The organism is Legionella gresilensis (assembly GCF_900639865.1).
Classification (GTDB): domain Bacteria; phylum Pseudomonadota; class Gammaproteobacteria; order Legionellales; family Legionellaceae; genus Legionella_C; species Legionella_C gresilensis.
This window is the reverse complement of sequence record NZ_CAAAHX010000003.1, coordinates 1-23516: the sequence shown is the minus strand read 5'-3', so window position 1 is coordinate 23516 and position 23516 is coordinate 1. Positions and strand designations below refer to the sequence as shown.

The following is a 23516-nucleotide window of genomic DNA, read 5'->3' as shown; positions in this document are numbered from 1 at the left end:
TGCAAATCTCATAAATGCTCAATGTAACTATACTAATAATAAAATAAGCGATTTGTGTAGCTTAAGTTAGGCAACTTACTTAAAGGATTATTTTATGGAAAAATGCATTCAAATTGGTTGCATTATTGGCACGCGTCCTGAAATTATCAAAATGTTTCCTATTATTAAGCGATTACAAGCTTGCTCATGGGCAAAAGTTACTATTATTAATACAGCACAACATCGTTGTCTTTTAGATAATATTTTAACCTCTTTTCAAATTAGACCTGACATTGATTTAGATATCATGACTGCTAATCAATCGTTAGGCACTTTAACAAGTAAGCTTTGTAGTAAGCTTGAGTCACTTATTTTAAAACAAAAATTTGATGTCTTGTTAGCTGCGGGTGATACAACGACTGTTTTTGTTTCAGCACTGACTGCTTTTTATCATAATATTTTTTTTGGTCATATTGAAGCCGGGTTAAGAACGTATAATTCTCGCGAACCTTATCCGGAAGAGATTAATCGTGTTTTAACAGCCCCGCTGGCCACTTGGCATTTTGCACCCACCCAAGAGGAGAAAGATAATTTGATTCGCGAGAATATTTCGCCGGCAAACGTTATCGTGACGGGTAACCCTGTTATTGATACCCTGCATTGGACATTAAAAAATACGGCCCATAATGGTCGTTTTAAACACCTTAACAATATTGTTATAGTGACTGCGCATCGACGTGAGAACTTTGGCCAGCATTTAGAAAATATTTGTGCAGCAATTATTACTTTAGCTAAAAAGTATGATTTGAACTTTATTTTTCCTGTGCATCCAAATCCACAAGTACAAGCCGTAATTAATAATATGTTAGCTAATAATCCCAAAGTGCATTTAATTTCTCCTCTATGTTATGTAGACTTTGTACATTTAATGCAACAATGCATTTTAATCCTGACAGATTCTGGCGGTATTCAAGAAGAAGCGCCTGCCTTAAGCAAGCCTATTTTAGTATTAAGACATCCCACCGAAAGACCTGCCATTATTACGGAAGGCGTTGGATTATTGGTTGGTACTGAAAAAGAGAACATTATAAACACAGTTGAGAATCTCCTTGAAGATAAAAAACTATATGCTTCTCTCGCTAAAGGGATTTCACCCTATGGGGATGGGCATGCAGGTGAGAAGATAGTGAATTATTTACAGGGGGTATTATTGTAAACTAGTCACTTAAATCAATTAATACAAATTGAGTTTTTAAAGGGTTAAATTTTTCTATTATGCTCTCAATAAGCAACTCATTTGTAGGATCAGTAATGCCAATGGTTACTTGCTCTGCTGTTTCATTATAATCAACTAAGTAACTCCCTTTACCTTCTAGCCATTTGCTTAATTTGCTTGAGAATGTTTTAGGTGCAGTAATAATTTTTTCTTTAGACACGAGTTCTAAATTATATTGATTAGCAATAATTTTAAGAAGTTTTTTTTCATCAACAAAATTCAGCCTAGCCAGCACTTTGCCTAATCTTTCGCCAGATTTTTGTTGCTCAAGTATAGCTTGTTTGAGTTGCGCAAAGGAAATAATTTTTTCCTCTACTAGAATGTCTCCCAGCCGACGGCGATACGGAGTAAGAATGTGGCTACCTGGAAAAACATGGTCTGTCTTATCCCAAACCGGCTGTCTGGCAGTAGATTTAGCTGATTTTTTAGGTGCTGTAGCGAGAAAGTACAGTTTATAAGCACGCAGTATAGCATGCAAATTTAAAATATTACCATAAAAAGCCCGGGGAATGGATAACCAAGCAGGTATAAGACTATAGACACGATAAAGGCCGATAAAACGCTGTAGCATTCGCTCGAGCATAAGTAAGGTACTAATAATAACTAAGACCCAAACCCAAGGATAAAGGTTTAATTGCTCTTGCAAAGAAGGATATACCGGATTATTAAATGTTAAGAGGCTATAAACTATCCAAAACAGAAACACCACATATCCAAGTCCGTTAATAAAATGGGTAATAAATGCTTTGCGATCATGGGCAAGCGTAAAACGAACACGCCAAACCTTAGGCCATTTCGTATGAACCCATTCCTGAAACACAATACCTATTATCCAGCGTGCTTTTTGCCGAACCGCTTTTTGATATTCGGTTGGAAATAAGGCACGTGTTGCAATATATTCTTTTTTCCGCTTTAAAACATAATACTTATTAAAGAAACCCTTTTGCTCCCATTTAAGACGCTCGATGGACTGGACAAGAAAAATTTGCTTAAGTCCCTTAATGCGCAGGGTTAATGAAGTGCGATAATCCTCGGTAAGTGAATCAATAGAAAAGGGTCCTTTAGTTATAGGATCTTCAATTGCCAAAAGTGCTTGTTTTGAAAAGGCAGTGCCTACGCCCGCCGAAGGAACATGACCATGTATTGCTTCACGTACGATTAAGTCTTTAGTATGAATTTCTGCAAACTCATCGGCATAGACCCAATGAGTAAAATTCCAATAATTAACTTCCAGCGGAAACATAGGAATCTGGATCATATCTTTGCGAGGAATTAAATAATTATAAAGCTTAAAAGATAAAGGATGTATAACATCTTCTGAATCGTGAAAAACAAAAATATCAAATTCAATGCCTAAGGTTTTTTCAAATTCTTTTATATGATTATAAATGCCATTTAAGTTGGCAGCTTTAGTTGTAGGCCCAGGCTCTGGACCAATAACACATTGTACATTTTTAATATAGCTTTGGACTCGTTGCACTTCAGCAACAGTTTCTGGATCATTCGGGTAGACCCCGACAAATAAATAATAATTGGTATAATCAATGGCATAGCAGTTATTCATTAACATGGTTGCAATAACATTAGCTTCATGCCAGCAGGCTACTAAAACTGCGACATATTTTTCTGGTTGATTAACTAAATCTTCATAAGTTAACGGCTTGTATTTTCTCGTTTTCCATTTACGAATGAAATAGCGTGACCAATAATAAATATCAAAAAATAAGTCATCAATGCCAGAAATTAGAAACAGACAGGCAAAGAAAATAAGAAAATACCACATGACTAAAAAAAGAATGATTAAATAGGTGTCTTCCATTACACTCGCACGTAGTATAAAAGTTGCAACATTTTATTAGTATAGTGCTTTCCGTACGGATTTACAGAGCCACCCGCAGGTAAATAAGTACCATTAATATAATCAAAGCGTATTTCGATGCGAAATCGATTAGATGGAATCAAGCCTATGCCAGGTCCATATTCCACGATATTATTAAAAAATTCACGCCTGGTATCTTGAAAAACGCGTCCTAGCATATATACATTAATAATGCTTGCATGATATTGCAGAATACGAATGCCTTGGCGGGTAATAAATGTACCAATGACGTTATTATCATATCTTGAAAAGTAGGTAATATCACCATAAAGCGTACTATAATAATCAGGACTAATACGAAAGGTATCATAGTAAGCGGGCTTAGTACCAAATTCATTATAATACATCAATCCGCCTCTTAAATCGCCACGCCATCTATTCCGGTCGCGATAAACCAAATCATATGCTTGTCCTGCTTCTACCCAAGCCACCAAAGGGAAATTCTTTAAAGGGTTGATGGAACCACCTATGCCGGTAATACGCACATTATCCTCATAAATTTGTGGCAAATCACCAGCGGTGTTGGATTTATTATCATCCGTTCGCCTAAAGTTAAAGTATACCCTTGAATGCAAATCATTATTAAACTCTAACCCATAGCGAGCGATAATAGGGCGAACGGTTAAGCCAAAGCGGCTTTGGGTAAAGGGAGTGAAAAACAGCTCGCCAAAATAAGGCGGTGGTAGAACTTTAGTTTGTAAACCTGCTAAATTAGTCAATGCATTTTGCGCTTTAAGTTCTAATTCTTTATTGCTACTTAAGGTAGCCAATTTGAAATAGTGATAAGCTTGATATTTATTAGGTGTTTGATCATATAAATAGCCTAATTGCATCGCAATTTCTGGCTCATGCGTTAAGTTATAAACACGGGTGAAATATAAAATAGCATAATTAGATTGTTTAAGTTCAATCGCTAAAAATCCAGCTTCTTTTAATGCTAGCGTATTATTAGGATATTTCTGGGCAATCTTTTGAATGGCAAGCCATGCAAGATTTTTATCACGCTTTTTTAAACTATAAAATTCATCTAATAGTAAAAGGGCCTGGTTTGGGGTCCCTGGTGGTGGAGTAAATTTATTTTGTGGCTGATATGCAGGGTTCTTAGCTTCTGCCATCTTAAATGGATTGTTATTTTCCATCTTTGCTGGGCTTTGCAAAAAGCTTAATGCTTTTAAAGCCGTAGTGCGAATTTTTGTATCTCTAGCTTGCGCGGCGATTAAAAAGTAATATCTAGCTTGATCTTTATTGCCTAAGCGATAATAAAGATATGCAATTTGAAGAGCAATTTGCTCAGAAGATAACTCTTGGTAAGTTACTAAAAAGAAGGAAATTGCCCCTTTAGTATCATTTAATTGCAATTTTAAATACCCCATTTCTTGATTTAAAAGGGGATTGCGAGGCTCTAAAAGGAGTAATACTGTAAGAATTTCTTCGGCAGCCCGGATGTTTTCCCGTTTTAATTTATAAAACCAGTTTAAAAAAATGGTATTGATAAGTGGTTTGCCGGTATTATTAATTTGACTGCCAGGCTTGGCTGTTGTAATAGCATACGTATTATAATTCGGAATAAAAGAAGTCATTTTTTCTAGCACTCGCGATGCTTGAAATTTTATCAGGTGATCTTGATTTTGCTTTACTAACGGCTCTAGATATTGAAAAGCATGTTGCCATTCACCAAGTTCGTAATAAATTTTCCCTAATTGCAAGGGGTATTGCAGATTATGCGGCTCTAATTCATTTAAGTGTTTCATTAATGGTAAGCTAGCTTGTAGTTTTTGCTCTTCTAAATAGAGCTGACTGAGTTCTTTTAAAGCGCGTCTATTTTCTGGGTCTTGCTTTAAAATAATTTTTAATGCCTCCTTGGCAGCTTCTTTGTTAGTTTTACGCAAAGCATAATATTGATTAAATAAAATTTGCGGATCACGCTTTAAATGTTTAATTTGTTTATTTGCTAAGTAAATAAAACTAAATAAAATAAGAAGAAAAATAAAAAGAACAAATAAAATTTTATTTTTAAGCATTCAACTGGCATTACTATTGCTGTTTGGGAAATCGCTTTTGTTCCCGTGTTCTATATTAATGATTTAAAATATAAATTTATACTTTTTTAATAATTAATTTCAGTTCCTTAGTCAGGAGATATATTGAATTTTTTGTGCCTTTGTTAAAGCCTGAGTAACCGCCTGTTGGCAAGCTTTGAAACTTGCGCGTTGAAAATGATGTTTAAGATAGGCGCTTAAATGCGGCCAAGTTGTTTGATTGAGAGGAAAACCAACAGTATCCATATTTAGAAACATACTTACCACACTTACATCGGCAATGGTAAAACTATTATTTACCAAATAAATTTTATTTACCAATTGATTATTTAGAAAAGTTGCCACAGGTGGCAATTGCTTGTTTAGAGCTGTTTCAATGGCATTTAAATCAGTTTGCTTACCATATAAAGGAGCAAAGCACCCTTTGATAATAAATAGGAGCTAAAGCGGTAAATAAAACGGTATCAGCATATTCTTCAAGCCATAATGCTTGTGCATAGGCTTGCGAATCTTTAGGATAAAAGCCTGGTAAGGGGTGTTTTCGTTCTAAATAAGCACAAATAGCTGAGGAATCGGCAAGCATAAACTCACCATCTTGAAGCGCTGGTATTTTCTTTAATGGACTGGCTGTTAAAAAAGCTACATTTACATAATCATATAAAGTGATGGGATCATTAATAAACTGAATTTGCTTTTCCACTAATAAGGCAAAAGGCTTATGTACAAAAACTGAAGCCGGATCACCATATAAAATCATAGGTTAAAGCTTTATAAAAGAAATTAAATCCTATTAAAACATTAACTGAGTTAATAAAAAAGGATAGTTGATTAGAATCTTATAGGTTACCTCCTAAATACAGGTAAGTATGTTAAAGTTGCTGCTTTTCTACCAGTACTTAAGTTAATTAGGCTAGGGAGTTTATGTTTAAAAAAGTTATTTTTTTTCTTCTTAATCTTTCGACTGTCTCTTATGCTATGTCGTTATCTGTACCTATTGAGCACACGTCCGATTATCAGGTAATTTCTTTTTTTAATACTCATAAGACGGTGCAAAAACTTAATCAAGAGAGCCTCCCTCAGCCATACCGCTATTTATTAAGCCAACCTTTGTTAACACCTGCTCTTAAAAAATATTATCAACAAAAACCTATTATTCAAACGTTAATGGCTAATAAAAATATATATGAGCAAACTTACTCGCGCACTATAGTGATGCTTATTAATAAAAATAAGAAATCAAATATTTTAAATAGCAAGGTAACAAAAGTAATTGAATTAGCGTTTATTACTATGAATTTTGCAGCCTTACCTGAACAAATAAAAAACCAGGTTTTGCATACTAACATCCCTTTTGGTCAATTGTTATTAAACTATGACATTAAGATAACTACACAAGGGCGTACTTATTTTGCCATGCAATGTGATGAAGCCTTGTTAGCCTTAACAAATTGTGAAAAAGATAAGAAATTATACGGTCGAACCAATACCATTATCAATATTGCTAATAATCGCTGGCTAGCTCATGTTGTGGAAATTTTAATTTAAATTCTAATATTATTTTTGCGTGGAATTAATTGGTTTAAGGAAGGCGAATGGTGAAAGCTTAAGTGATTGGTAATCAGCTTAAGCTTTCTAGATTAAAAGATGAAATGTTTAGATTAATGTTTTTTAGTATTAATAACTTTTTTAGTTAAAACTTTTTGCTCTATATCGCTTACACAATTAAGTAAAACATTAAGTTCCGCTTGTGAGAATATAACTGGTTTTTTGTTTTGGACTGGCTCAGTTCTTAACATAGGTATATCCAAATAATCTATTAATTCATACTCATTGGGGTTAGTGGGTTTCTTGCTTGTCATGATAATCTCCGATTGGCTTTGTTCCATTATAAACACATATCCTTAAGGCCGTATTAAGTAAATTCTAAATGTATAATATTTGATCACCAATGGTATAATTGCTAATTTAATACTTTCTTTTTCGATTAAAATTAAGGTCTAAATTAAACAAATAAGCAAGTTTTTTATGCTCTAAAAAAATTAAATTAATTTCATAAATTGTTGAATAAATTGGTAAAAATCAATTATAAATTCTAGATAAATAATTAAAAATAAATGCACTATTAAAAAATATTTTAAACAATAAAAAATGTTAACTTTGCCTTAATATTTATATGCTACATTAACCTTAATAAAGTTTAAAATTAATTGGTATTTATTATCATGCAAGAACCAATAGAAAGAGAAAATTTATCATCAACAACCAATACATCTAAAGTAGAGAATTCTATAGCTGCAGCTATGCTCGCTGATTCTACAAGTGAAAAAAGCTTTTCAGAAAATAGTGAAAATTCAGGATCGACAAATTCACAAGCCTCTCCTAGAAATAGTAAAAAAAGAGCAAAAAATGATCCGGAAAAAGAGGGTGGTTTATTAGAGGATAATAACAATAACAACAATAATATCGATATCAATAAAAGACAAAAAAGTCATAAAAATCCGCGTTTTTTAGATAAGGAAGGCATAAATAGGATTAGTTTCATAGTATTAAATAAGAATGGTATTATGGAATACGCAGGGATCTTTAAGTCATCGCGCGACGGTAATTCTTTTTTATTAAAACAAAAAACACCTTATTCCGGTCCTAATGAATTTGCTTATGCTTATGTCGTACTTACAGGAGAGGATGAGAATAAAAAACCTGTGCAAATTATATTCATATTGGGTATTATGGATTATGGAGATAGTAATCACCCAGGCGTTAGAATGTTTGCTCAAAAGGTAGCGAAATATTTGGAAAATGAGCTAAAAATTATTGTTCATAAAAAGGACTATGTTTATACTGGTGAATGTAAGCTAGATCTACCTACTGGAAAAACAGATTTAACTATAGATGATATGAAAACTATGGTAGGAGAAAAATTAACATATCTTCAGTTTAATTTAAAAGGCACTAAATCAAGTTATGGTTATGCAGGCGAAAGTAAGCCTACATTAGTAACGTATATACCCCGAGCATGTATACTTGTAAGCACTGAACATACTACAGCAAAAGGATTAAGGCTTGATACGCCTGAATCATATATAGATATAAACGGTGAAGTTTCTAAACAAGGTGGCAATGGTAAAGAAGAAGAGAAAGAGGAGAATAAACTAACCAGAGAAGAGCTAAGCCTAGAGTCTTCTAAATTAGAAGATTTAGATGGAGAAATTCTACAAGTACGATCACAATCGTTATCTACTGATAGTAAAATTATAGGTGGCATGGAGAAATTAAATCAGGAAAAAATTAGCGGTAATCAATCCTCTTCTGCTGCCTTTGCTAGCCGAGAATGTGCAAGAGAATTATCGTCTATAGGCTCCTCAGCAACACCTGCCTCTCTTAACCAAGCACACGCAAGAGAATTATCGTCTATAAACTCTTCAGCAACACCAGGGTTTGGATTTTTTGGTAAGAGCAAACAAGAAGAAGTTAGTACGATTCCTACTAGCTCTAATACAGAAGGTGAAGTTATTGACCTTCAATAATACTCATGGTTTCCCTTTAAACGGTTTAATACCTCTTTGCTAGAGTGGCATCAAATTAATAAAAGCTTTTTTATTTCCTTGTAGGAATTATTAATTGCTTTTATTGATTTAGGCGCAATAAAAATAGAATCATCACCAGCAATGGTGCCCAAAATTTGAATTTTATCACGATGATAATCTAAAATCCGAGCGACTAACTGCGCAGCACCAGGACTGGTGTTAACAATTATAATCGTTTCATTAGCAACAACATCGATAATTAAATTTGATAATTGACTAGAGGTAGTAGGGGGCGCAGGTTCTCTTGCCAGTCGATAAACGATTTGGCCTAATTCATTTTTTGATTTAATCGCATTAAGTTTGTGAATCAACCGCGAGACTTTCGACTGATTCACATAATGACCCTTTGCTTGCAATGCCGCACAAATATCTTCTTGAGTAGTCACATTGCCTTCCAAAAGCAATTGCCGCAGATCATCAACTAAATTTTGCTCTTGATCCTCTTTACGAGAAACTAAATTTGCCATGGTATTAATCCTTTTTTTAATTCACAAATAATGAATCTTTATTCATTATTATGCCATAAAAATGCATAAATTGTTAAATTATGCTTGTAAAAAATTTTTTAGTCAGTTAATATTCAATAATACTGAATATTTAATCAATATTTTTGTTATTTTTTGGATTTTTATTCATGAGTTCTATAATTAATGTTGCTATTGCTGGTATACAAGGGTATAGCGGTCAAGTTTTAATGCAGTTAGTGAAAATTCATCCCTATTTAAACTTAGTTGCTGCGTTTAGTCGGCAAACACAAGTTGAGCTATATCAGCAATTACCAGTGTTAAAGCGACAAAATATTCCAGTTTATAGTTATGAATTCATCAAGCAGCATCCTGGGAAAATTGATGTCTTATTTTTAGCCACACCTGCTGCAGTGTCTATTGAAATTGCAGACCTATTAATTAACAGCTTAATTAACAGCGAGATTTGTATTATTGATTTAAGTGGCGGCTTTCGCTTATCAGAACAACAGTTTTCAACCTGGTATGGGTTAAAACATAGGGCACCTTCTTTAATTGAAAAAGCCTGTTATGGTTTAACGCCCTGGGTAACATCACAGGCAAGCCATCGATTAATTGCTAATCCAGGTTGTTATGCCACTTGTGCTTTAATAAGCTTACTCCCTTTACTGAAAGCAAATATTCTTAATCAAAGCACACTCATTATTGATGCTAAATCAGGCGTGTCAGGTAGTGGAAAACAAACCAACCCTCATTTAATGTTTTGTGAAATGGCAAATAATTTTCTGCCTTATAAAATAGGAAACCATCAACACATACCTGAAATTAAAAATGCGCTTAAGGCTATCGGTGGAAAAGACGTCACTATTCGATTAACGACATCACTTCTACCTATAGCTAGAGGTATTACAATGAATATCTACGGTCAAGCCCCAGTGGGCTTAACCGATACCGATATAATTCGGTTAATTAGTCAAGCTTATCAAGATGCATACCACGATTATCCTTTCGTTCATTATCAGGCGGTAGGGCAAGAAACAATAGATAACCTGTTTATTTTATCTCTCAATCAGGTTATTGGTACGCCAAACTGTCATATTGGTTTTTTCGTGCAGGATGGCCAAATTACCTTATTTGCATCACTTGATAACTTATTAAAAGGTGCAGCCAGTCAAGCAATAGAAAATTTAAACGCTTTATTTAATTTACCCCTTCATACAGGGCTTTTATCATTACAGGGGGGCCTATGATCCTTGGTTCTGGCATTTTTAGAACTAAATTACCAACCGGTTTTAAAGCAGGAGGAATAAATTGTGGTGTTCGCCTGTATCGACCTGACTTAGGCGTAATCATTTCTAACACGCCTGCTGTGGCAGTCGGTGTTTTTACCCAAAATCATTGTAAAGCAGCCCCTGTAAAGTATTGTGAGCAACATTTACCTGCTAATAATATTAAAGCCATTATTACCAATAGTGGTGAGGCGAATGCTGCTACGGGTGATGATGGTGTTGTTCATAATCTTAGCATGGCGCAAACCCTGGCTAATAATTTAAGTTGTAGTCCCAAACAAATACTGACAGCATCTACAGGGGTCATTGGTAAACCTTTATCTATTGAAAAAATTACCCAAGCTATACCAGCTTTAGTTCAAAAAACCACCGATATTGCTGAGAATTTTGCCACTGCAATTTTAACCACTGATTTAGTGCCTAAAACAGTTTATAAAGACGTGGCACTTTCGCAAGGTACGATACGCATTACTGGCATTTGCAAGGGCTCTGGCATGATTCATCCTAATATGGCTACCATGTTAGGCTATTTATTAACGGATGCTAAACTTGATGTTTCCGAAGCACAATGTTGGTTAAAGCAAGTCTGTGATCAAAGTTTTAATATGATTAGTGTTGATGGTGAAACATCGACCAATGATTGTGTATTTTTAATGGCGAATGGTAATAGCCATGTTTCCCCTGATACTACTCAAGATAAAACGATTTTTTATCAAGCACTATTAGAAGTAGCCATTATTCTGGCAAAAAGTATTGCCCGTGATGGCGAAGGAGCCTCAAAATTAATTGAAGCGAAAGTCAGTGGTGCTGCTACAGAAAGTCAGGCCAAAGCTGTCGCTAAAGCAATTATCACTAGCCCCTTAATTAAAACTGCAATGTATGGTCAATCGCCTAACTGGGGGCGAATTATTGCTCGCATTGGTAATGAAGCGATTACGGAAAACATGCTTAATCAATGTGAAATTGCCATACAAGGGATCACTTTATTTGCACAGGATAAAATAAATACGAATGTTAACTTAATTGCGTTTAAAGAATTACTAGCGAAAGATCAAGTTGTTATTGAGATTAAATTCTTTCAGGGTCAGAACAAAGCAACCGCTTGGGGATGTGATTTAACAGATAAATACGTCAAAATTAATGCGGAGTACGTTTCATGAATTCGTTAAAACATTCCTATATTCGTACTGTAGCCAGCAAACTTATTTTAGTTAAAATAGGTGGCTCTATTCTCCATAATCTTGAGTCAGCTCTTGCCCTAGTTAGCGATATTAAAACAATCCTTGCAAATGGTTATCAAATTGTTTTAGTGCATGGTGGTAGTAAAGCGATTAATGAAGCACTGAAAGTTTATGGTATTGAGTCTAAATTTATTGAAGGACTAAGGGTGACATCAAGCTCGGCCATGAAAATTATAGAGATGGTTTTATGTGGGCAAGTCAATCAGATGTTAGTCAGGATACTCAATAAATTTGGCATAAAAGCAGCTGGCTTATCAGGCGCTGAAAATCACATGCTGCAATGCGATTATTTAGATAATAAATATGGTTTTGTTGGTGAGGTAAAGCAAGTTAATCCCCACGATATTTATCACTTACTGACAAACCAAATTACCCCTGTGATTGCCACTATCGGCATTGATGCTACAGGTAATGCTGTCAATATAAATGGTGATATGGCAGCCTGTCATCTAGCTAGCACCTTAGCTGTTGATCAGTTAATTTACTTAACCGATCAAGACGGTATTTATAATAATGATGGCCAGTTATTAGCAACCCTTTCAGAAAATAATTTGCAAGAATTGGTAAACAACGGCATTGTTAGCAATGGTATGCTCGTAAAAGTCAATGCTATTTTAAAGGCGCTGCAGCATAACTTAGATCAAGTCATGATTGCCAATGGCATGCAGCAACATATTTTAACTAACGCAATTTTACATCAACAAAACCCTGGCACATTATGTTTAAAAAAACAAAAATAAAATGAATTAATTGTCCAGTTTAAGCAGGTAACTGAGGAGAAAATGATGAATGCAACGATTAACAAAATTGTTTTGGCTTATTCTGGTGGCTTAGACACTTCTGTTATGATCCCATGGTTAAAAAATAATTATAAAAATGCCGAAATTATTGCCGTAATTTGCGATTTGGGACAACAAGAAGATTTAGCAGCTATTCAAAAAAAGGCTCTAAAAAGTGGCGCGGCTAAAGCATTAGTTTTAGATGTACAAGAAACGTTTGTTACAGATTACTTATGGCCTTTAATGAAAGCAGGGGCTTTATACGAAGATCAATATATTTTAGGAACCATTTCAAGGCCCTTAATTGCTCAAAAGCTTGTGGAAGTTGCCCTAAAAGAAAACGCCCAAGCAATTGCCCATGGTGCAACAGGAAAAGGCAATGATCAAGTACGCTTTGAATATACGATTAACGCCTTAGCACCACAATTAAAAGTAATTGCACCTTGGCGAACATGGGAAATAAAGTCAAGGCAGCAAGCCATTGAATATGCACAAGCACATGGCATTGAATTAAGTCTGACCCCCAAAGCACCTTATTCGCGTGATCATAACATTTGGTATATTTCTCATGAAGGCGGCGTATTAGAAGATCCAGCGCAAAGTTGCCCTGATGATGTATTATTGATGACAAAGCCTCTTGAGCAAACGCCTGATCAGCCAGAGCAACTTAGTATTGAGTTTAATAACGGTGTGCCCGTGGCTATTAATAATCAACAATTATCGCCTGTTCAACTTTTAAAGTTACTTAATGAAATAGGTGGCAACCATGGTATTGGCGTTGCCGACATTATAGAAAACCGGCTCGTTGGGATGAAAATTCGTGGTGTATATGAAGCACCCGCGGCGGCAGTGCTTTATAAAGCCCATAAAATGCTAGAAAGCTTATGCCTTGATAAAGCAACTTTACATCTTAAGCAATCATTACAAGGCACCTATGCTAATTTAGTTTATGAAGGGCGTTGGTTTTCACAGACGCGCGAAGCACTGGATGCGTTTGTTACGGTGACTCAACAATATATGACCGGCACCGTTACCCTTAAACTGTTTAAAGGCAACATTATACCTTGTGGTATGACCTCCCCCTACAGTCTCCATCATGCTGCCTTTGCCACATTCGAAGAAGACGAAGTTTATAATCAACAAGACGCAGCAGGTTTTATTAACTTATTTTCTTTATCTGCAAAAGTCTTTGGTATGGTACATGGAGGAAAAAATGAGTAATAAAACTTGGGGCGGTCGATTTAAAAAAACCCTACATCCGCTAACCGTTCAATTTAATGCATCCTTAGCGTTTGATCATGTGCTTTATACTTATGATATTTTAGGCAGCCAAGCACATGCGAAAATGCTAGGCAAACAAAAGATTATCCCGCAAAGTGACGCTGATACGATTTGCTATGCGCTTGATGAGATCTTACAAGAGCTTAGTGCAGGTCAACATGAATTAGATGTTCAATTTGAAGATATACATATGTTTATCGAGCATCTATTAATTAAAAAAATTGGAGATATTGGTAAAAAATTACATACCGGTCGCAGCCGCAATGATCAAGTAGCTCTCGACTTACGCCTCTATACTCGCGAAGCTGCCGAAAAAGTTATTAATTTGCTGCAACAAGTTACTACCGTTTTAAGCGAGTTACGTGATAAACACGCTAAGGATAAAATGCCTGGCTATACCCATCTTCAGCAAGCGCAACCGGTTTTTTTAGGCTGGTATATGGCTGCTTATAAAAACATGTTTGAACGTGATATTGGCCGCTTCATTGATTTAAAAGAACGCATGAACTTTTCTCCCTTAGGTGCGGGTGCTTTAGCAGGCAGTAGTTTGCCCTTAGATAGGCAGTGGGTTGCGCAAGAATTAGGTTTTAAAGGCGTGATTGAAAATACGTTGGATGCAGTGAGTGATAGAGATTTTATCATGGAGTTTTGTAGCGCTGCTGCCATTACTATGGTGCATTTATCGAGGATGTGTGAAGATTTTATTCTTTGGGCAACCACTGAGTTTAATTTTATTATCTTAGATGATGCGTTTGCTACTGGCTCTTCGCTGATGCCTAATAAGAAAAATCCAGATATTTTAGAATTAATACGTGGTAAAACTGGCCGTGTTTTCGGGCATTTAATGGGTATTTTAACAGTGATGAAAGCACAACCTTTAGCTTACAATAAAGATATGCAAGAAGATAAAGAAGGCTTATTTGATACTGTTATAACTTTAACATCTTGTTTGAATATTCTGGCCCCTTTTTTAGAAAGCTTAACCTTTAATACTTCTAAGATGAAAAACCAAACGGAGCATGGTTATTTAGATGCAACTGCACTTCTAGAGACATTAGTGAAAAAAGGTATACCTTTTAGAGATGCGCATCATCAAGTAGGCGCTTTGGTTGCTAAAGCTATTGAAAAAAATTGCTCGTTACAAGAGATTCTAGAGGAGAGCAGCAATGGCATTTCTTAATTTAGCTAATAATATTTATTCTAAAAGGTCTGCAACACACGCTGCTAATGTGAAGCACCTTTTAACGGGTAAAGAGTTATCCGCGGCTGATATAGAAAATATATTGTGCTTAGCAGAGAACATTAAAAGAAACCCAAGCAATTATCAAAATGCACTAGAAAAGAAAGCATTAGCCATGATTTTTGAAAAACCTTCTTTTAGGACGCGCTTAAGTTTTAATTTAGCCATAGAAACATTAGGAGGAATAGCTGTTGAAAGTATTAGTAACACGCGAAAAACAGAAGAACCTAAAGATTTTATACGTGTATTAAATGGTTACTGCGATTTTGTCATGGTAAGAACGCATGCAGACGAGCAACTGCAAGAGATGGCGCAATATGCAACTATCCCTATCATTAATGGATTAACGGCTTTATATCATCCTTGTCAAATACTGGCTGACTTACTAACTTTAAAAGAACATTTTGGTAAGCTTAATGAATTAACATTAACTTACATTGGAGATGGCAATAACATTTTGCATAGCTTACTTATTATGGCTCCACGTGTTGGAATAACTCTTCATTATTGTTGCCCTAAAGGACATGACCCTGATGCAACAATTTTGTCGGAAAGTAAAAAATTATTCCCTGGCCAAATTCATTGTTTTACAACACCTACCTTGGCTGTGCAAAATGTACATGCTATTTACACTGATGTGTGGGTCAGCATGGGCTTTGAAGGGCAAAAATCTCAAAGTGCTTTTGATAATTTTCAAGTTAATGAAGCATTAATGAGTCAGGCTAAACCTGGAGCTGTCTTTATGCACTGTATGCCTATGGAGCGGGGCAAGGAAGTGTCTACAACGCTACCGGATAGCCCGCAATCTATAATTTTTAGACAAAGTGAAAATCGTCTCCATATCCAAAAAGCTATTTTATTGTTTTTAGACTCCCTTTGCTGATTAATAGTTTTTTAAATGTTATGAAGTTTAAAGTTTTAAGTATACATGTGATGGGTTAAGCAGTATTATTTTAAGTAAATAGTCTCCAAAACTTCTCTTTCCATGCAAGCTACTATTCTTTATGATATTTAACTTTATTAATTGGTAAAGGTAATATGAATCTGGCAGTTCTTATATTTAAAAATCGCAGGATGTTAATCAATCTGATTAAATCAGATTTTAAAGATCGCTATTTAGGACATCATTTAGGTATAATTTGGGCTTTTATTCAGCCCTTAGTTATGGTAGCTGTTTATTGGTTTGTGTTTACACATGGTTTTCGAATTAGCGCTGTATCTAATGCTCCTTTTTTATTGTGGTTATTAGCAGGATTGGTACCTTGGTTTTTACTTAATGAAGCTATTATCAGTTCAAGCAATGCAATCGTATCGCAATCTTTTTTTGTAAAAAAAATATTGTTTGAAGTTAAATTACTGCCTATTGTAAAGGTCGGTTCTGCATTGTTAGTAAATCTAATTTTTTTATCTTTTCTAATCTGTGTATGTATTGCTTATGGCTTTTATCCCAATTTTTGGTGGTTACAACTGATTTATTACATGGCATGCATTATAGCTATAAGCTTAAGCCTTGGACTTCTTATTTCAGCAATTATGCCGTTTTGGTCTGATGTTGGTCAAATTCTGACAGTTGTTATGCAGGTTTTATTTTGGGCAACGCCTATTATGTGGAATAAAGAGATGCTAGGTGATAATTATTGGTATTTTATTAAACTCAACCCATTTGCCTATATCATAGAAGGCTATCGTACAACGATAATTAATCACTTACCATTTTGGCATAACTATGATCAAATGATTTATTTTTGGCTCTTCGTTTTAGTAAGCGCTTATTTAGGAAATATAGCCTTTAATAAATTACGACCACATTTTGCTGATGTTTTATAAGAGATAGAGATGGTTAATGATATAGCGATTAAAGTTGAAAATTTATCTAAGGCTTATAAATTATATAATGCTCCCTTAGATCGCATGAAAGAAGCGTTACACCCTCTTAAAAAGAGATATCATCGCGAATTTTATGCCTTAAATAATATAAATTTTGAAATTAAGAAGGGCGAGTGTGTTGGTATCTTGGGTAAAAATGGCGCTGGCAAGTCGACGTTACTTAAGATTATAACAGGTGTCTTAACGCCTACATCTGGACATGTAAAGGTTAATGGTCGTATCGCTGCGCTTCTTGAACTTGGTGCGGGGTTTAATCCTAACTACACAGGCATAGAAAATATTTATTTTCAAGGCAACTTAATGGGTTTTAACCGACAACAGATTGACTCAATGGTAGAAAAAATCCTTAACTTTGCCGAAATAGGTGATTTTGCTCATCAACCAGTAAAAAACTATTCATCTGGTATGTTCGCCCGTTTAGCTTTTGCTGTATCTATTCACGTTGAACCTGATATTTTAATTGTTGACGAGGCTCTTAGCGTGGGCGATGCTGCTTTTCAAAATAAATGTATTCGACAAATGATATCCATTTTAGAAAAGGGCGTCACTGTTTTATTTGTTAGTCATGACATTCAGGCTATCAACAAGTTTTGTACGAAGGCCATCTGGTTAAAAGACGGTGAAAAATATATGGAGGGTAACACTGAAACAGTAACAAACTCCTACATGTCTTATTCCGTATATGGATTATTACCTGAAGCACCTTGTCAGATAGATAATTTAATTGAGCAACCGCATTTATTGGGGAAAAAACAACTTTTAGAACAACTTATTCCCACCGAAGGTTTAGAAAGTTTTGGGGAAGATAAAGCTCGAATTTTAAAAATAGGATTTCTCGATAATACTGGTAATTTAACCAATGTCTTACGGCAAGGTGAAAAAGCAAAGTTTGTTTGCGAAATGATTGCCTTTGAAGACTTGTATGATGTTGGTATTGGTGTGTTATTAAAAGACCGTTTAAATACAGAAATTTTAACTTTTAATTCCTATATGTATAAAAATCCTCTAGATTTTATGGCAAAACAAACGAAATATCTGACAATTATTAACTTTGAAGTACCTAAAATCTTTCCTGGTGAATACACTGTAACGGTTGCTTTATCAACTGGTACTCAATTAAATCATAATCAACAACATTGGATACATGTGGCTACGACGATTAAAATAATTTCTAAAGACTTAATTGATGCTTGCATCGTTTCGTTGTATCAAGATGAGGTAGAGTATAATTATGAGCAAATATAATATTCCTTTAGATCTTGTTCACATCAAGATTTTGAAGAAAATTAAACCAGAAAGCATGGTGCTAGAGTTTGGCCCAGCGCATGGCATTATGACTCAATATATGAAAGAACAATTAAATTGCAGAGTCTTTGCAGTCGAATTAAATACACAAGCAGCTGCTGATGCTAAACAATTTTGTGAAAAAATTTTCGTTGGGAATATTGAAGAATATCAATGGCGCGTTGAATTTAATGAGTTAAAATTTGATTATATTATTTTTGCTGACGTTTTAGAGCATCTTTATAATCCTTGGCAAGTGCTTTCAGAAGTAAAACCTTTTCTAAAAAATGATGGGCGGATTTTAGTCTCAATTCCCAATATTGCTAATAATGCAATCATCATGAATTTAATAAATGACAAGTTTGAATACCGTCCCACAGGGTTGTTAGATGACACTCATATTAGATTTTTTACAAAATCGAGTATCGATAATATGATTAAGACAAGCGGTTATAAAGCTATTGATATAGATGCCATATTTAAAAGACCGTCATACACTGAATTTCAACGCTCTTACCTAGAATTCAATCAAGGTGTTGTTAATAGCTTAAGCAGAAAGCCAAATGGTCATGTTTATCAGTATATCTATGAAATAGTTGATGAAAATTCCTCTTTAAATGAATATCAAATAGATGATTTGAAAGAACCATTAACAATTGAGGTGTTTTATGATACTGGCAAAAATTTCAACCAAGAGGAACGCTTATCTATTTCAGGTCATGGGAAGCACACCATAAAATTACCCAATGTTAAAATGAACCAGCTACGTATTGATCCGTCTTCAAGGCCGGGGATCTTACAAAATTCGATAGTAAAAGTTGTTGATTCACATGGTGTTATTTACGATTGTAAAATTACTAATCTAATAGGATTTAATTATTTATCTGAGCAACAATCAATCTGCTTTGGCAATGATCCTCAAATTATTATTGATTTACCAATTAATAATCCTGCTGAATTAATTTTAGATATTACTTACCAAGAAATATATCTTTCGCAAGAAATTTTTACCGACCATGAACCCCATTATTTTTATAATGAAACACGAAAACAATTTTTAACAGATATGAATAATATTCAATCTGACTTGGCAAATAAAAAACAGGAATTAGAATGTATTAAAAAAGAATTGCAGCATGCAAAACAAGAGCTTCAATTAGTACAAATAGAACTGCAAAAATAATGTTATCTCTCTAACTTGTAATTAACTTTTATTTTATTATTCCTGGTATCTTAGGGCTACCTTTAAATGAGCTATTGCTTTTTAAAAGAAGTAAGTGAGGCATGAAAGCTACAATAAATTTCAACGCGCGCGCTAAATTGCAGTACCTTGATAAGGAAGGGAGGTGACTAATAGTTCACCTCCCTGATTATTATTATACTCAATTATCAGATCCAATTTTGATTGAAGAGAAGGGTTCTTCATGAGATAAATGTTGATTATCTATTGTTTCTTTATATTGACTAAAAAATGAGAAGCCTATAGTATTTTTAAGCTTTATCAATTTTTCATCATGTTTTGTACCGATACATTTTATATGTTCAGCATACATGCTGGCAGAAGTTATAAGATTTTCTATTTCTTTTTCTGCTTTATCAATTTTTTTCTCTAAATACTCTAATTTATCTTCAGATTTAATCAGCAGAGATCTAACTCTACCGGCTTTATCCAATGCTCTTAAGGTCAGCTTCGCGGTATCATCATTTTGTTGGGTTAAATAATTAAGAACTTGTTTGTCTTGTCGATCATCGGGAGTTGTCATCCAGGCATTTACGTTTTCTTTGACATAAGCTAAACTTGATTGGTCTTTTTGTGGTACCGTTTGCGCTTCTTTAACTTTTGCAAGTATAGTTTCATATTTTTTTGCTTCTTGCTGATAATTTAAGAGTTTTTCACTCTTTTTTATAATTTTTTCGCGAATACCTTGATGTGCTAGTACATCTTCACCATATCGTTCTTTTAATTCTTCAATTTCGTTTTCAAGATTTTTGATTTTAACTTTTTGATCGCGCTCTTTTTCCCATAGGTAGATTAGAGACAATAAACAAAATAATTGCAGTGCGTAATACGAAAAATTGTTAACTATATGCTCATTAACACGACCATTTTCGGCAAGAAAGGTAAAAATTTGCTCTAATCGAGCACGCACATAAATTTTAATAGGGTATTCAACGAATTTAGCACAATTACCTAAATACTTTCTTGTTTGAGACAAAGACAAATCTAAAATTTTATTTGCCGCTTCATTAGGCGTCATACCATGATTTTTTCTATCAGTTTTTTTTACACCCGAAATTTTCTTGCTTTGTCTTTTAAACAAGCCAGGAGTAGGGAGCACTTTACGCTCTTGCGGAATTTTATGTGATTTTTCTTGTTTTGCTTGCCTTAATTCTAATTTAAAAAATGCAGAAAATTCTTGTTGATACTTTTGTTTTACCTTTTGCCATTGCTTTATGTTAGGAAGAAGTGAGTTGTCATCATTCTGCCCATTATGGGTTGTAAAGCTTTGCATAGGTACGAAATTAAAGCCATTAGAGGCAGTTTTGGTTGATTTAATATAAAGACTTGACCTTGGTGCCGAGAAAACACCGCCTACAGACATTATTGGTGTTACTTTAGTTATATTTTTTATTACAGATAACATAATAAAACTCCACTACCTTATTGTATGTTTGATGTAAGGCTATTAAAAATACCTAGCTTAATTGAAGAATATTAAGAAAAAATTAAGCTAATTGGCGTATTTAAGATTAATCGGATTAAAAAATTTATAAATATATTAAATTTTTTACAATAATTTGGTGTTGAAAAATACTTCAGGCGACTTTTTTTTAAAGTGGCATTAATATATATTAACTAAATTGGCCATTTTTATACTGGAGTATCTGGCATGACACAATCAACAAAATCTGAAAAAACACTAGATAAATCACCAGTATCACCACAAAAAAGAAAGTTTGAACGAAACGAAGATATGGAAAATAGGTTATCTTTTTTTAGTTCCTTAGCCAAAATAATGTTAGAAAATCCAACAAAAGATAATTTAGAAGCGCTACAAAGAGAAGACAAAGCCCTAAGCAGTAGTTACTTAGAATTGTCTTCTAAATCTACACTTTAATATGTATTAGTAGTATTGAGACTAAATACTAAAAGTTCTAGGAATTATTTTGCTTATTTTCTTAAATAAGCAAGAGAAATATTCCTTAGAAAATTAACCCCAGATTGCACAACTGTCGTGTGAATTAACGGAATAGCTAATTTCAATAAAACGCTAATATCATTCTGTATAGGTAAAGATTTAAGAATTTTTATACTATTCGTTATCTTAATACAAAACTTACGTGTTACATGTTGATATAAAAGTAAGCCTGTATGTACGAAGTAGATAAGCTTTTGGATCGAGTATTAAAAGGCGTTTTTATTGATGGTTTTAATCCATTACTTGTTCTCAATTATTGTTGTTTTTAATGAGTATTTAATACTTTGATTTATTATACGGTTTTTGAGAAAAATAGCGATGCTTAGAAGTGGTTCTGGATAAGGTTTTTCGAGAGAGAGGAGGGGAAGGGATAAAGAGTCTCAAAAAAGGTCGTTTTTTGAGGTTCAAGAATTTCAGTATTTTATTAGAGGAGATTAAATTGATTTCTCATTTACGTTAGCCTCTACTTTAGGGTCTTCAGGACTTGGTTTATGTGAAAAAAATCTGTTGAGTGCTATATTGTTGCTGCTTGGATGCTCTAATAAGCTATTTACGGCTGGTATGACCGAATCTCGCTGTTGTAAGTCAATGTTGTTTATAATAGCAGGTTGAATCCACTTCTCTGAATGAGTGATAGGAAACGCATTTAACTCATGCCTATAATTTATCAAGACAGGGCCTGGGCTAGGAATCATATTGTAAAAAGCTATATCTCTATAGCTATGTAAGTCATAATAATTAGGAGTTAATGATTCTAATATTGGCATAGCAGCATTATACGTTAATACATTATTATTTTGCGCTATATTTGTCGGAATAGAAAAATTTACTCCATGTGAATTATTCAAATAAGGTGCAGTTTTAAAAAAAACTTGAGTTTTTTCTTCAATTGAAGGGCTTTCTGCTAAACTAACTTGATTTGTCAAATCCTTGTGTTTTTCTATTTCCTCTAAGATATCCATAAGTTCATCAAGATAATCAGCTACGTTTAAATTTTCAAATGCATGAGTAGAATTAGAATCACTAAGTAAAGTTGTTTCAGTAGTTAATTCGCCAAACGATAATGGGGTGTCAGTTTGTTGTTCTAATTCTGATTCTGAGCTTTTTGCAATAACATGGCTATTGTCAGCTCTCTTATTGGGAGGAGGGTTTGTTTTAATAAATTCATCAATTTCTTCTTGTATATAATGTATATCATCCGGGTTATCAAATTTTTTTTGTACATAATTTATATCAGCTGAATTATTAGATTTTGTTGAAGCCCATGCCCTAACATAAGGTGCTGAGCGTTTTGTTAGTGATACAAGTCTAATAGTACCTTGTTTTTTAAGTTGATTAGCTGTAAATACTTGTTTTTTTTCCTCGTTTATTATTACATAGTGCTTACGATCTTCTATTGTATGAGTATCTGTAATATCTCGTCTTTCAATAGGTACGCCTTGAAGTTCGCCGTGAATTCTTCTTACGTCATATAATCGATTATTATTGTATTCTAATTTCCTATAAACACGAATCTCTCTGCCGCTAACTTTAATAAAGCGCATTGAACTAGCTTCGTTTTGTGGATCTTTAATTTCATAGTAGGTATTTAATAATGATTCACTAACTGGATCACCATTTAAATAAAATAATTTTCCAATTGATGGTGTGAGACTATTTTTCATCATTTTAAACTTTTAATTATACTAAAATATTACTAATTGTATAATAATTACACATAATTGGTCAAGTGAAATTTAAAAGCCATATCTGTTAAGCTCTTAAGTGTAAGTTTAAAATAAATAATTAATAAAAGTCTTTTTATTTTGGTTTCTATAGTACTGTCTAGGGCACTGTTGCAAAAACAAGTCTATAAGGATAATCGCTGATTTTGCGTAGTCCCTATGAGTTTTAAAAATCCATCAGACCTTGCCTTAATTAAGGATTAGTCTAGCATATCAAGTTGATTAAAATATTGCCATAAGTCTATTTTAATGACAAAATGCGCCGATTTAGATCCATTTATTGTAATTATGATAAAAAAAATAGGCCCTGTTGCAAAAACCAGAATGTAGTATCCTGTCTGGATTTAGTGTTAGCCATGAACTATAA

The 23516-nt window shown here is 34.0% G+C and carries 21 protein-coding genes; 13 read left to right on the top strand and 8 right to left on the bottom strand.

The features are described from left to right. Positions 1-94: 94 nt before the first annotated feature. A complete protein-coding gene (wecB, locus tag E1P04_RS03710) occupies positions 95-1195 on the top strand; it encodes a non-hydrolyzing UDP-N-acetylglucosamine 2-epimerase (RefSeq protein WP_131781586.1) in 1101 nt (366 codons plus the stop codon). A gap of 1 nt (position 1196) precedes the next feature. On the opposite strand, the gene E1P04_RS03705 is transcribed toward wecB, so the two are convergent. The 4 genes from E1P04_RS03705 to E1P04_RS03690 all read right to left on the bottom strand — a co-directional run bounded on the left by E1P04_RS03705 (position 1197) and on the right by E1P04_RS03690 (position 5930). Further along, positions 1197-3074: a glycosyltransferase gene (locus tag E1P04_RS03705; protein WP_131781585.1), complete on the bottom strand. Its 1878-nt coding sequence runs from the start codon at positions 3072-3074 to the stop codon at positions 1197-1199. Continuing rightward, positions 3074-5155 carry a tetratricopeptide repeat protein gene (locus E1P04_RS03700; RefSeq protein WP_131781584.1) on the bottom strand — a complete coding sequence of 694 codons (2082 nt, stop codon included), beginning with the start codon at positions 5153-5155 and terminating at the stop codon, positions 3074-3076. Before E1P04_RS03700 ends, E1P04_RS03705 begins: the two co-directional genes overlap by 1 nt. 111 nt (positions 5156-5266) lie before the next feature. Continuing rightward, positions 5267-5602, bottom strand: a complete 336-nt coding sequence (locus tag E1P04_RS03695; RefSeq protein WP_345788917.1) for a glutathione binding-like protein — start codon at positions 5600-5602, stop codon at positions 5267-5269. After that, positions 5571-5930, bottom strand: a complete 360-nt coding sequence (locus tag E1P04_RS03690) for a glutathione S-transferase family protein (protein WP_131781582.1) — start codon at positions 5928-5930, stop codon at positions 5571-5573. The genes E1P04_RS03695 and E1P04_RS03690 overlap by 32 nt, the downstream gene beginning before the upstream one ends. Before the next feature lie 164 nt (positions 5931-6094). Here E1P04_RS03690 and E1P04_RS03685 point away from each other — a divergent pair, with 164 nt between their 5' ends. Then, entirely contained in the window at positions 6095-6718 is a 624-nt protein-coding gene (locus E1P04_RS03685; protein ID WP_131781581.1) for a hypothetical protein, read from the top strand. Between the two features lie 113 nt (positions 6719-6831). On the opposite strand, the gene E1P04_RS03680 is transcribed toward E1P04_RS03685, so the two are convergent. Continuing rightward, positions 6832-7032 (bottom strand): hypothetical protein, encoded by a 201-nt coding sequence (locus tag E1P04_RS03680; RefSeq protein ID WP_131781580.1) that lies wholly within the window; start codon positions 7030-7032, stop codon positions 6832-6834. Between the two features lie 363 nt (positions 7033-7395). Between E1P04_RS03680 and E1P04_RS03675 the strand changes: the two genes are divergently transcribed. Further along, positions 7396-8700 carry a hypothetical protein gene (locus E1P04_RS03675; protein ID WP_131781579.1) on the top strand — a complete coding sequence of 435 codons (1305 nt, stop codon included), beginning with the start codon at positions 7396-7398 and terminating at the stop codon, positions 8698-8700. 50 nt (positions 8701-8750) lie between these two features. Here E1P04_RS03675 and E1P04_RS03670 read toward each other — a convergent pair whose 3' ends face one another. After that, positions 8751-9227, bottom strand: a complete 477-nt coding sequence (locus tag E1P04_RS03670; protein WP_131781578.1) for an arginine repressor — start codon at positions 9225-9227, stop codon at positions 8751-8753. Between the two features lie 167 nt (positions 9228-9394). On the opposite strand from E1P04_RS03670, the gene argC reads away from it, so the two are divergent. From argC to E1P04_RS03625, 9 genes are all read left to right on the top strand, one after another. After that, positions 9395-10474, top strand: a complete 1080-nt coding sequence (gene argC, locus E1P04_RS03665) for an N-acetyl-gamma-glutamyl-phosphate reductase (RefSeq protein WP_131781577.1) — start codon at positions 9395-9397, stop codon at positions 10472-10474. Continuing rightward, positions 10471-11673 carry a bifunctional glutamate N-acetyltransferase/amino-acid acetyltransferase ArgJ gene (gene argJ / locus E1P04_RS03660; protein ID WP_131781576.1) on the top strand — a complete coding sequence of 401 codons (1203 nt, stop codon included), beginning with the start codon at positions 10471-10473 and terminating at the stop codon, positions 11671-11673. Before argC ends, argJ begins: the two co-directional genes overlap by 4 nt. Beyond that, positions 11670-12494 (top strand): acetylglutamate kinase, encoded by an 825-nt coding sequence (gene argB, locus E1P04_RS03655; protein ID WP_131781575.1) that lies wholly within the window; start codon positions 11670-11672, stop codon positions 12492-12494. Before argJ ends, argB begins: the two co-directional genes overlap by 4 nt. 45 nt (positions 12495-12539) lie before the next feature. Beyond that, the gene (locus tag E1P04_RS03650; RefSeq protein ID WP_165482685.1) at positions 12540-13754 is read left to right on the top strand and encodes an argininosuccinate synthase; all 1215 of its coding nucleotides are present in this window, start codon (positions 12540-12542) and stop codon (positions 13752-13754) included. Next, entirely contained in the window at positions 13747-14994 is a 1248-nt protein-coding gene (argH, locus tag E1P04_RS03645) for an argininosuccinate lyase (RefSeq protein WP_131781574.1), read from the top strand. Before E1P04_RS03650 ends, argH begins: the two co-directional genes overlap by 8 nt. Then, positions 14981-15937: an ornithine carbamoyltransferase gene (argF, locus tag E1P04_RS03640; protein ID WP_131781573.1), complete on the top strand. Its 957-nt coding sequence runs from the start codon at positions 14981-14983 to the stop codon at positions 15935-15937. Before argH ends, argF begins: the two co-directional genes overlap by 14 nt. 155 nt (positions 15938-16092) lie before the next feature. Further along, entirely contained in the window at positions 16093-16881 is a 789-nt protein-coding gene (locus E1P04_RS03635; protein WP_131781572.1) for an ABC transporter permease, read from the top strand. Between the two features lie 9 nt (positions 16882-16890). Next, the gene (locus E1P04_RS03630; protein ID WP_131781571.1) at positions 16891-18186 is read left to right on the top strand and encodes an ABC transporter ATP-binding protein; all 1296 of its coding nucleotides are present in this window, start codon (positions 16891-16893) and stop codon (positions 18184-18186) included. Continuing rightward, positions 18173-19408, top strand: a complete 1236-nt coding sequence (locus tag E1P04_RS03625) for a class I SAM-dependent methyltransferase (RefSeq protein WP_131781570.1) — start codon at positions 18173-18175, stop codon at positions 19406-19408. The genes E1P04_RS03630 and E1P04_RS03625 overlap by 14 nt, the downstream gene beginning before the upstream one ends. 199 nt (positions 19409-19607) lie before the next feature. Here the strand turns inward: E1P04_RS03625 and E1P04_RS03620 are convergent, their stop codons facing one another. After that, on the bottom strand, positions 19608-20870 hold the full coding sequence (locus E1P04_RS03620) for a hypothetical protein (protein WP_131781569.1): 1263 nt from the start codon (positions 20868-20870) through the stop codon (positions 19608-19610). 246 nt (positions 20871-21116) lie between these two features. Here E1P04_RS03620 and E1P04_RS03615 point away from each other — a divergent pair, with 246 nt between their 5' ends. After that, complete coding sequence (locus tag E1P04_RS03615) at positions 21117-21344, top strand: hypothetical protein (RefSeq protein ID WP_131781568.1); 228 nt, start codon at positions 21117-21119, stop codon at positions 21342-21344. A gap of 515 nt (positions 21345-21859) precedes the next feature. Here E1P04_RS03615 and E1P04_RS03610 read toward each other — a convergent pair. Then, a complete protein-coding gene (locus E1P04_RS03610; protein ID WP_131781567.1) occupies positions 21860-23092 on the bottom strand; it encodes a hypothetical protein in 1233 nt (410 codons plus the stop codon). Positions 23093-23516 lie beyond the last annotated feature (424 nt).

Bases quoted from the DNA above. Each gene is read 5' to 3' on its own strand.
- argC (WP_131781577.1), top strand. From the start codon at position 9,395: ATGAGTTCTATAATTAATGTTGCTATTGCTGGTATACAAGGGTATAGC.
- E1P04_RS03680 (WP_131781580.1), bottom strand. From the start codon at position 7,032: ATGACAAGCAAGAAACCCACTAACCCCAATGAGTATGAATTAATAGAT.
- E1P04_RS03635 (WP_131781572.1), top strand. From the start codon at position 16,093: ATGAATCTGGCAGTTCTTATATTTAAAAATCGCAGGATGTTAATCAAT.
- wecB (WP_131781586.1), top strand. From the start codon at position 95: ATGGAAAAATGCATTCAAATTGGTTGCATTATTGGCACGCGTCCTGAA.
- E1P04_RS03610 (WP_131781567.1), bottom strand. From the start codon at position 23,092: ATGATGAAAAATAGTCTCACACCATCAATTGGAAAATTATTTTATTTA.
- E1P04_RS03700 (WP_131781584.1), bottom strand. From the start codon at position 5,155: ATGCTTAAAAATAAAATTTTATTTGTTCTTTTTATTTTTCTTCTTATT.
- argH (WP_131781574.1), top strand. From the start codon at position 13,747: ATGAGTAATAAAACTTGGGGCGGTCGATTTAAAAAAACCCTACATCCG.
- argB (WP_131781575.1), top strand. From the start codon at position 11,670: ATGAATTCGTTAAAACATTCCTATATTCGTACTGTAGCCAGCAAACTT.
- E1P04_RS03630 (WP_131781571.1), top strand. From the start codon at position 16,891: ATGGTTAATGATATAGCGATTAAAGTTGAAAATTTATCTAAGGCTTAT.
- E1P04_RS03675 (WP_131781579.1), top strand. From the start codon at position 7,396: ATGCAAGAACCAATAGAAAGAGAAAATTTATCATCAACAACCAATACA.
- E1P04_RS03705 (WP_131781585.1), bottom strand. From the start codon at position 3,074: ATGGAAGACACCTATTTAATCATTCTTTTTTTAGTCATGTGGTATTTT.
- E1P04_RS03620 (WP_131781569.1), bottom strand. From the start codon at position 20,870: ATGTTATCTGTAATAAAAAATATAACTAAAGTAACACCAATAATGTCT.
- E1P04_RS03690 (WP_131781582.1), bottom strand. From the start codon at position 5,930: ATGATTTTATATGGTGATCCGGCTTCAGTTTTTGTACATAAGCCTTTT.
- E1P04_RS03625 (WP_131781570.1), top strand. From the start codon at position 18,173: ATGAGCAAATATAATATTCCTTTAGATCTTGTTCACATCAAGATTTTG.
- E1P04_RS03670 (WP_131781578.1), bottom strand. From the start codon at position 9,227: ATGGCAAATTTAGTTTCTCGTAAAGAGGATCAAGAGCAAAATTTAGTT.
- argJ (WP_131781576.1), top strand. From the start codon at position 10,471: ATGATCCTTGGTTCTGGCATTTTTAGAACTAAATTACCAACCGGTTTT.
- E1P04_RS03685 (WP_131781581.1), top strand. From the start codon at position 6,095: ATGTTTAAAAAAGTTATTTTTTTTCTTCTTAATCTTTCGACTGTCTCT.
- E1P04_RS03615 (WP_131781568.1), top strand. From the start codon at position 21,117: ATGACACAATCAACAAAATCTGAAAAAACACTAGATAAATCACCAGTA.
- E1P04_RS03650 (WP_165482685.1), top strand. From the start codon at position 12,540: ATGAATGCAACGATTAACAAAATTGTTTTGGCTTATTCTGGTGGCTTA.
- argF (WP_131781573.1), top strand. From the start codon at position 14,981: ATGGCATTTCTTAATTTAGCTAATAATATTTATTCTAAAAGGTCTGCA.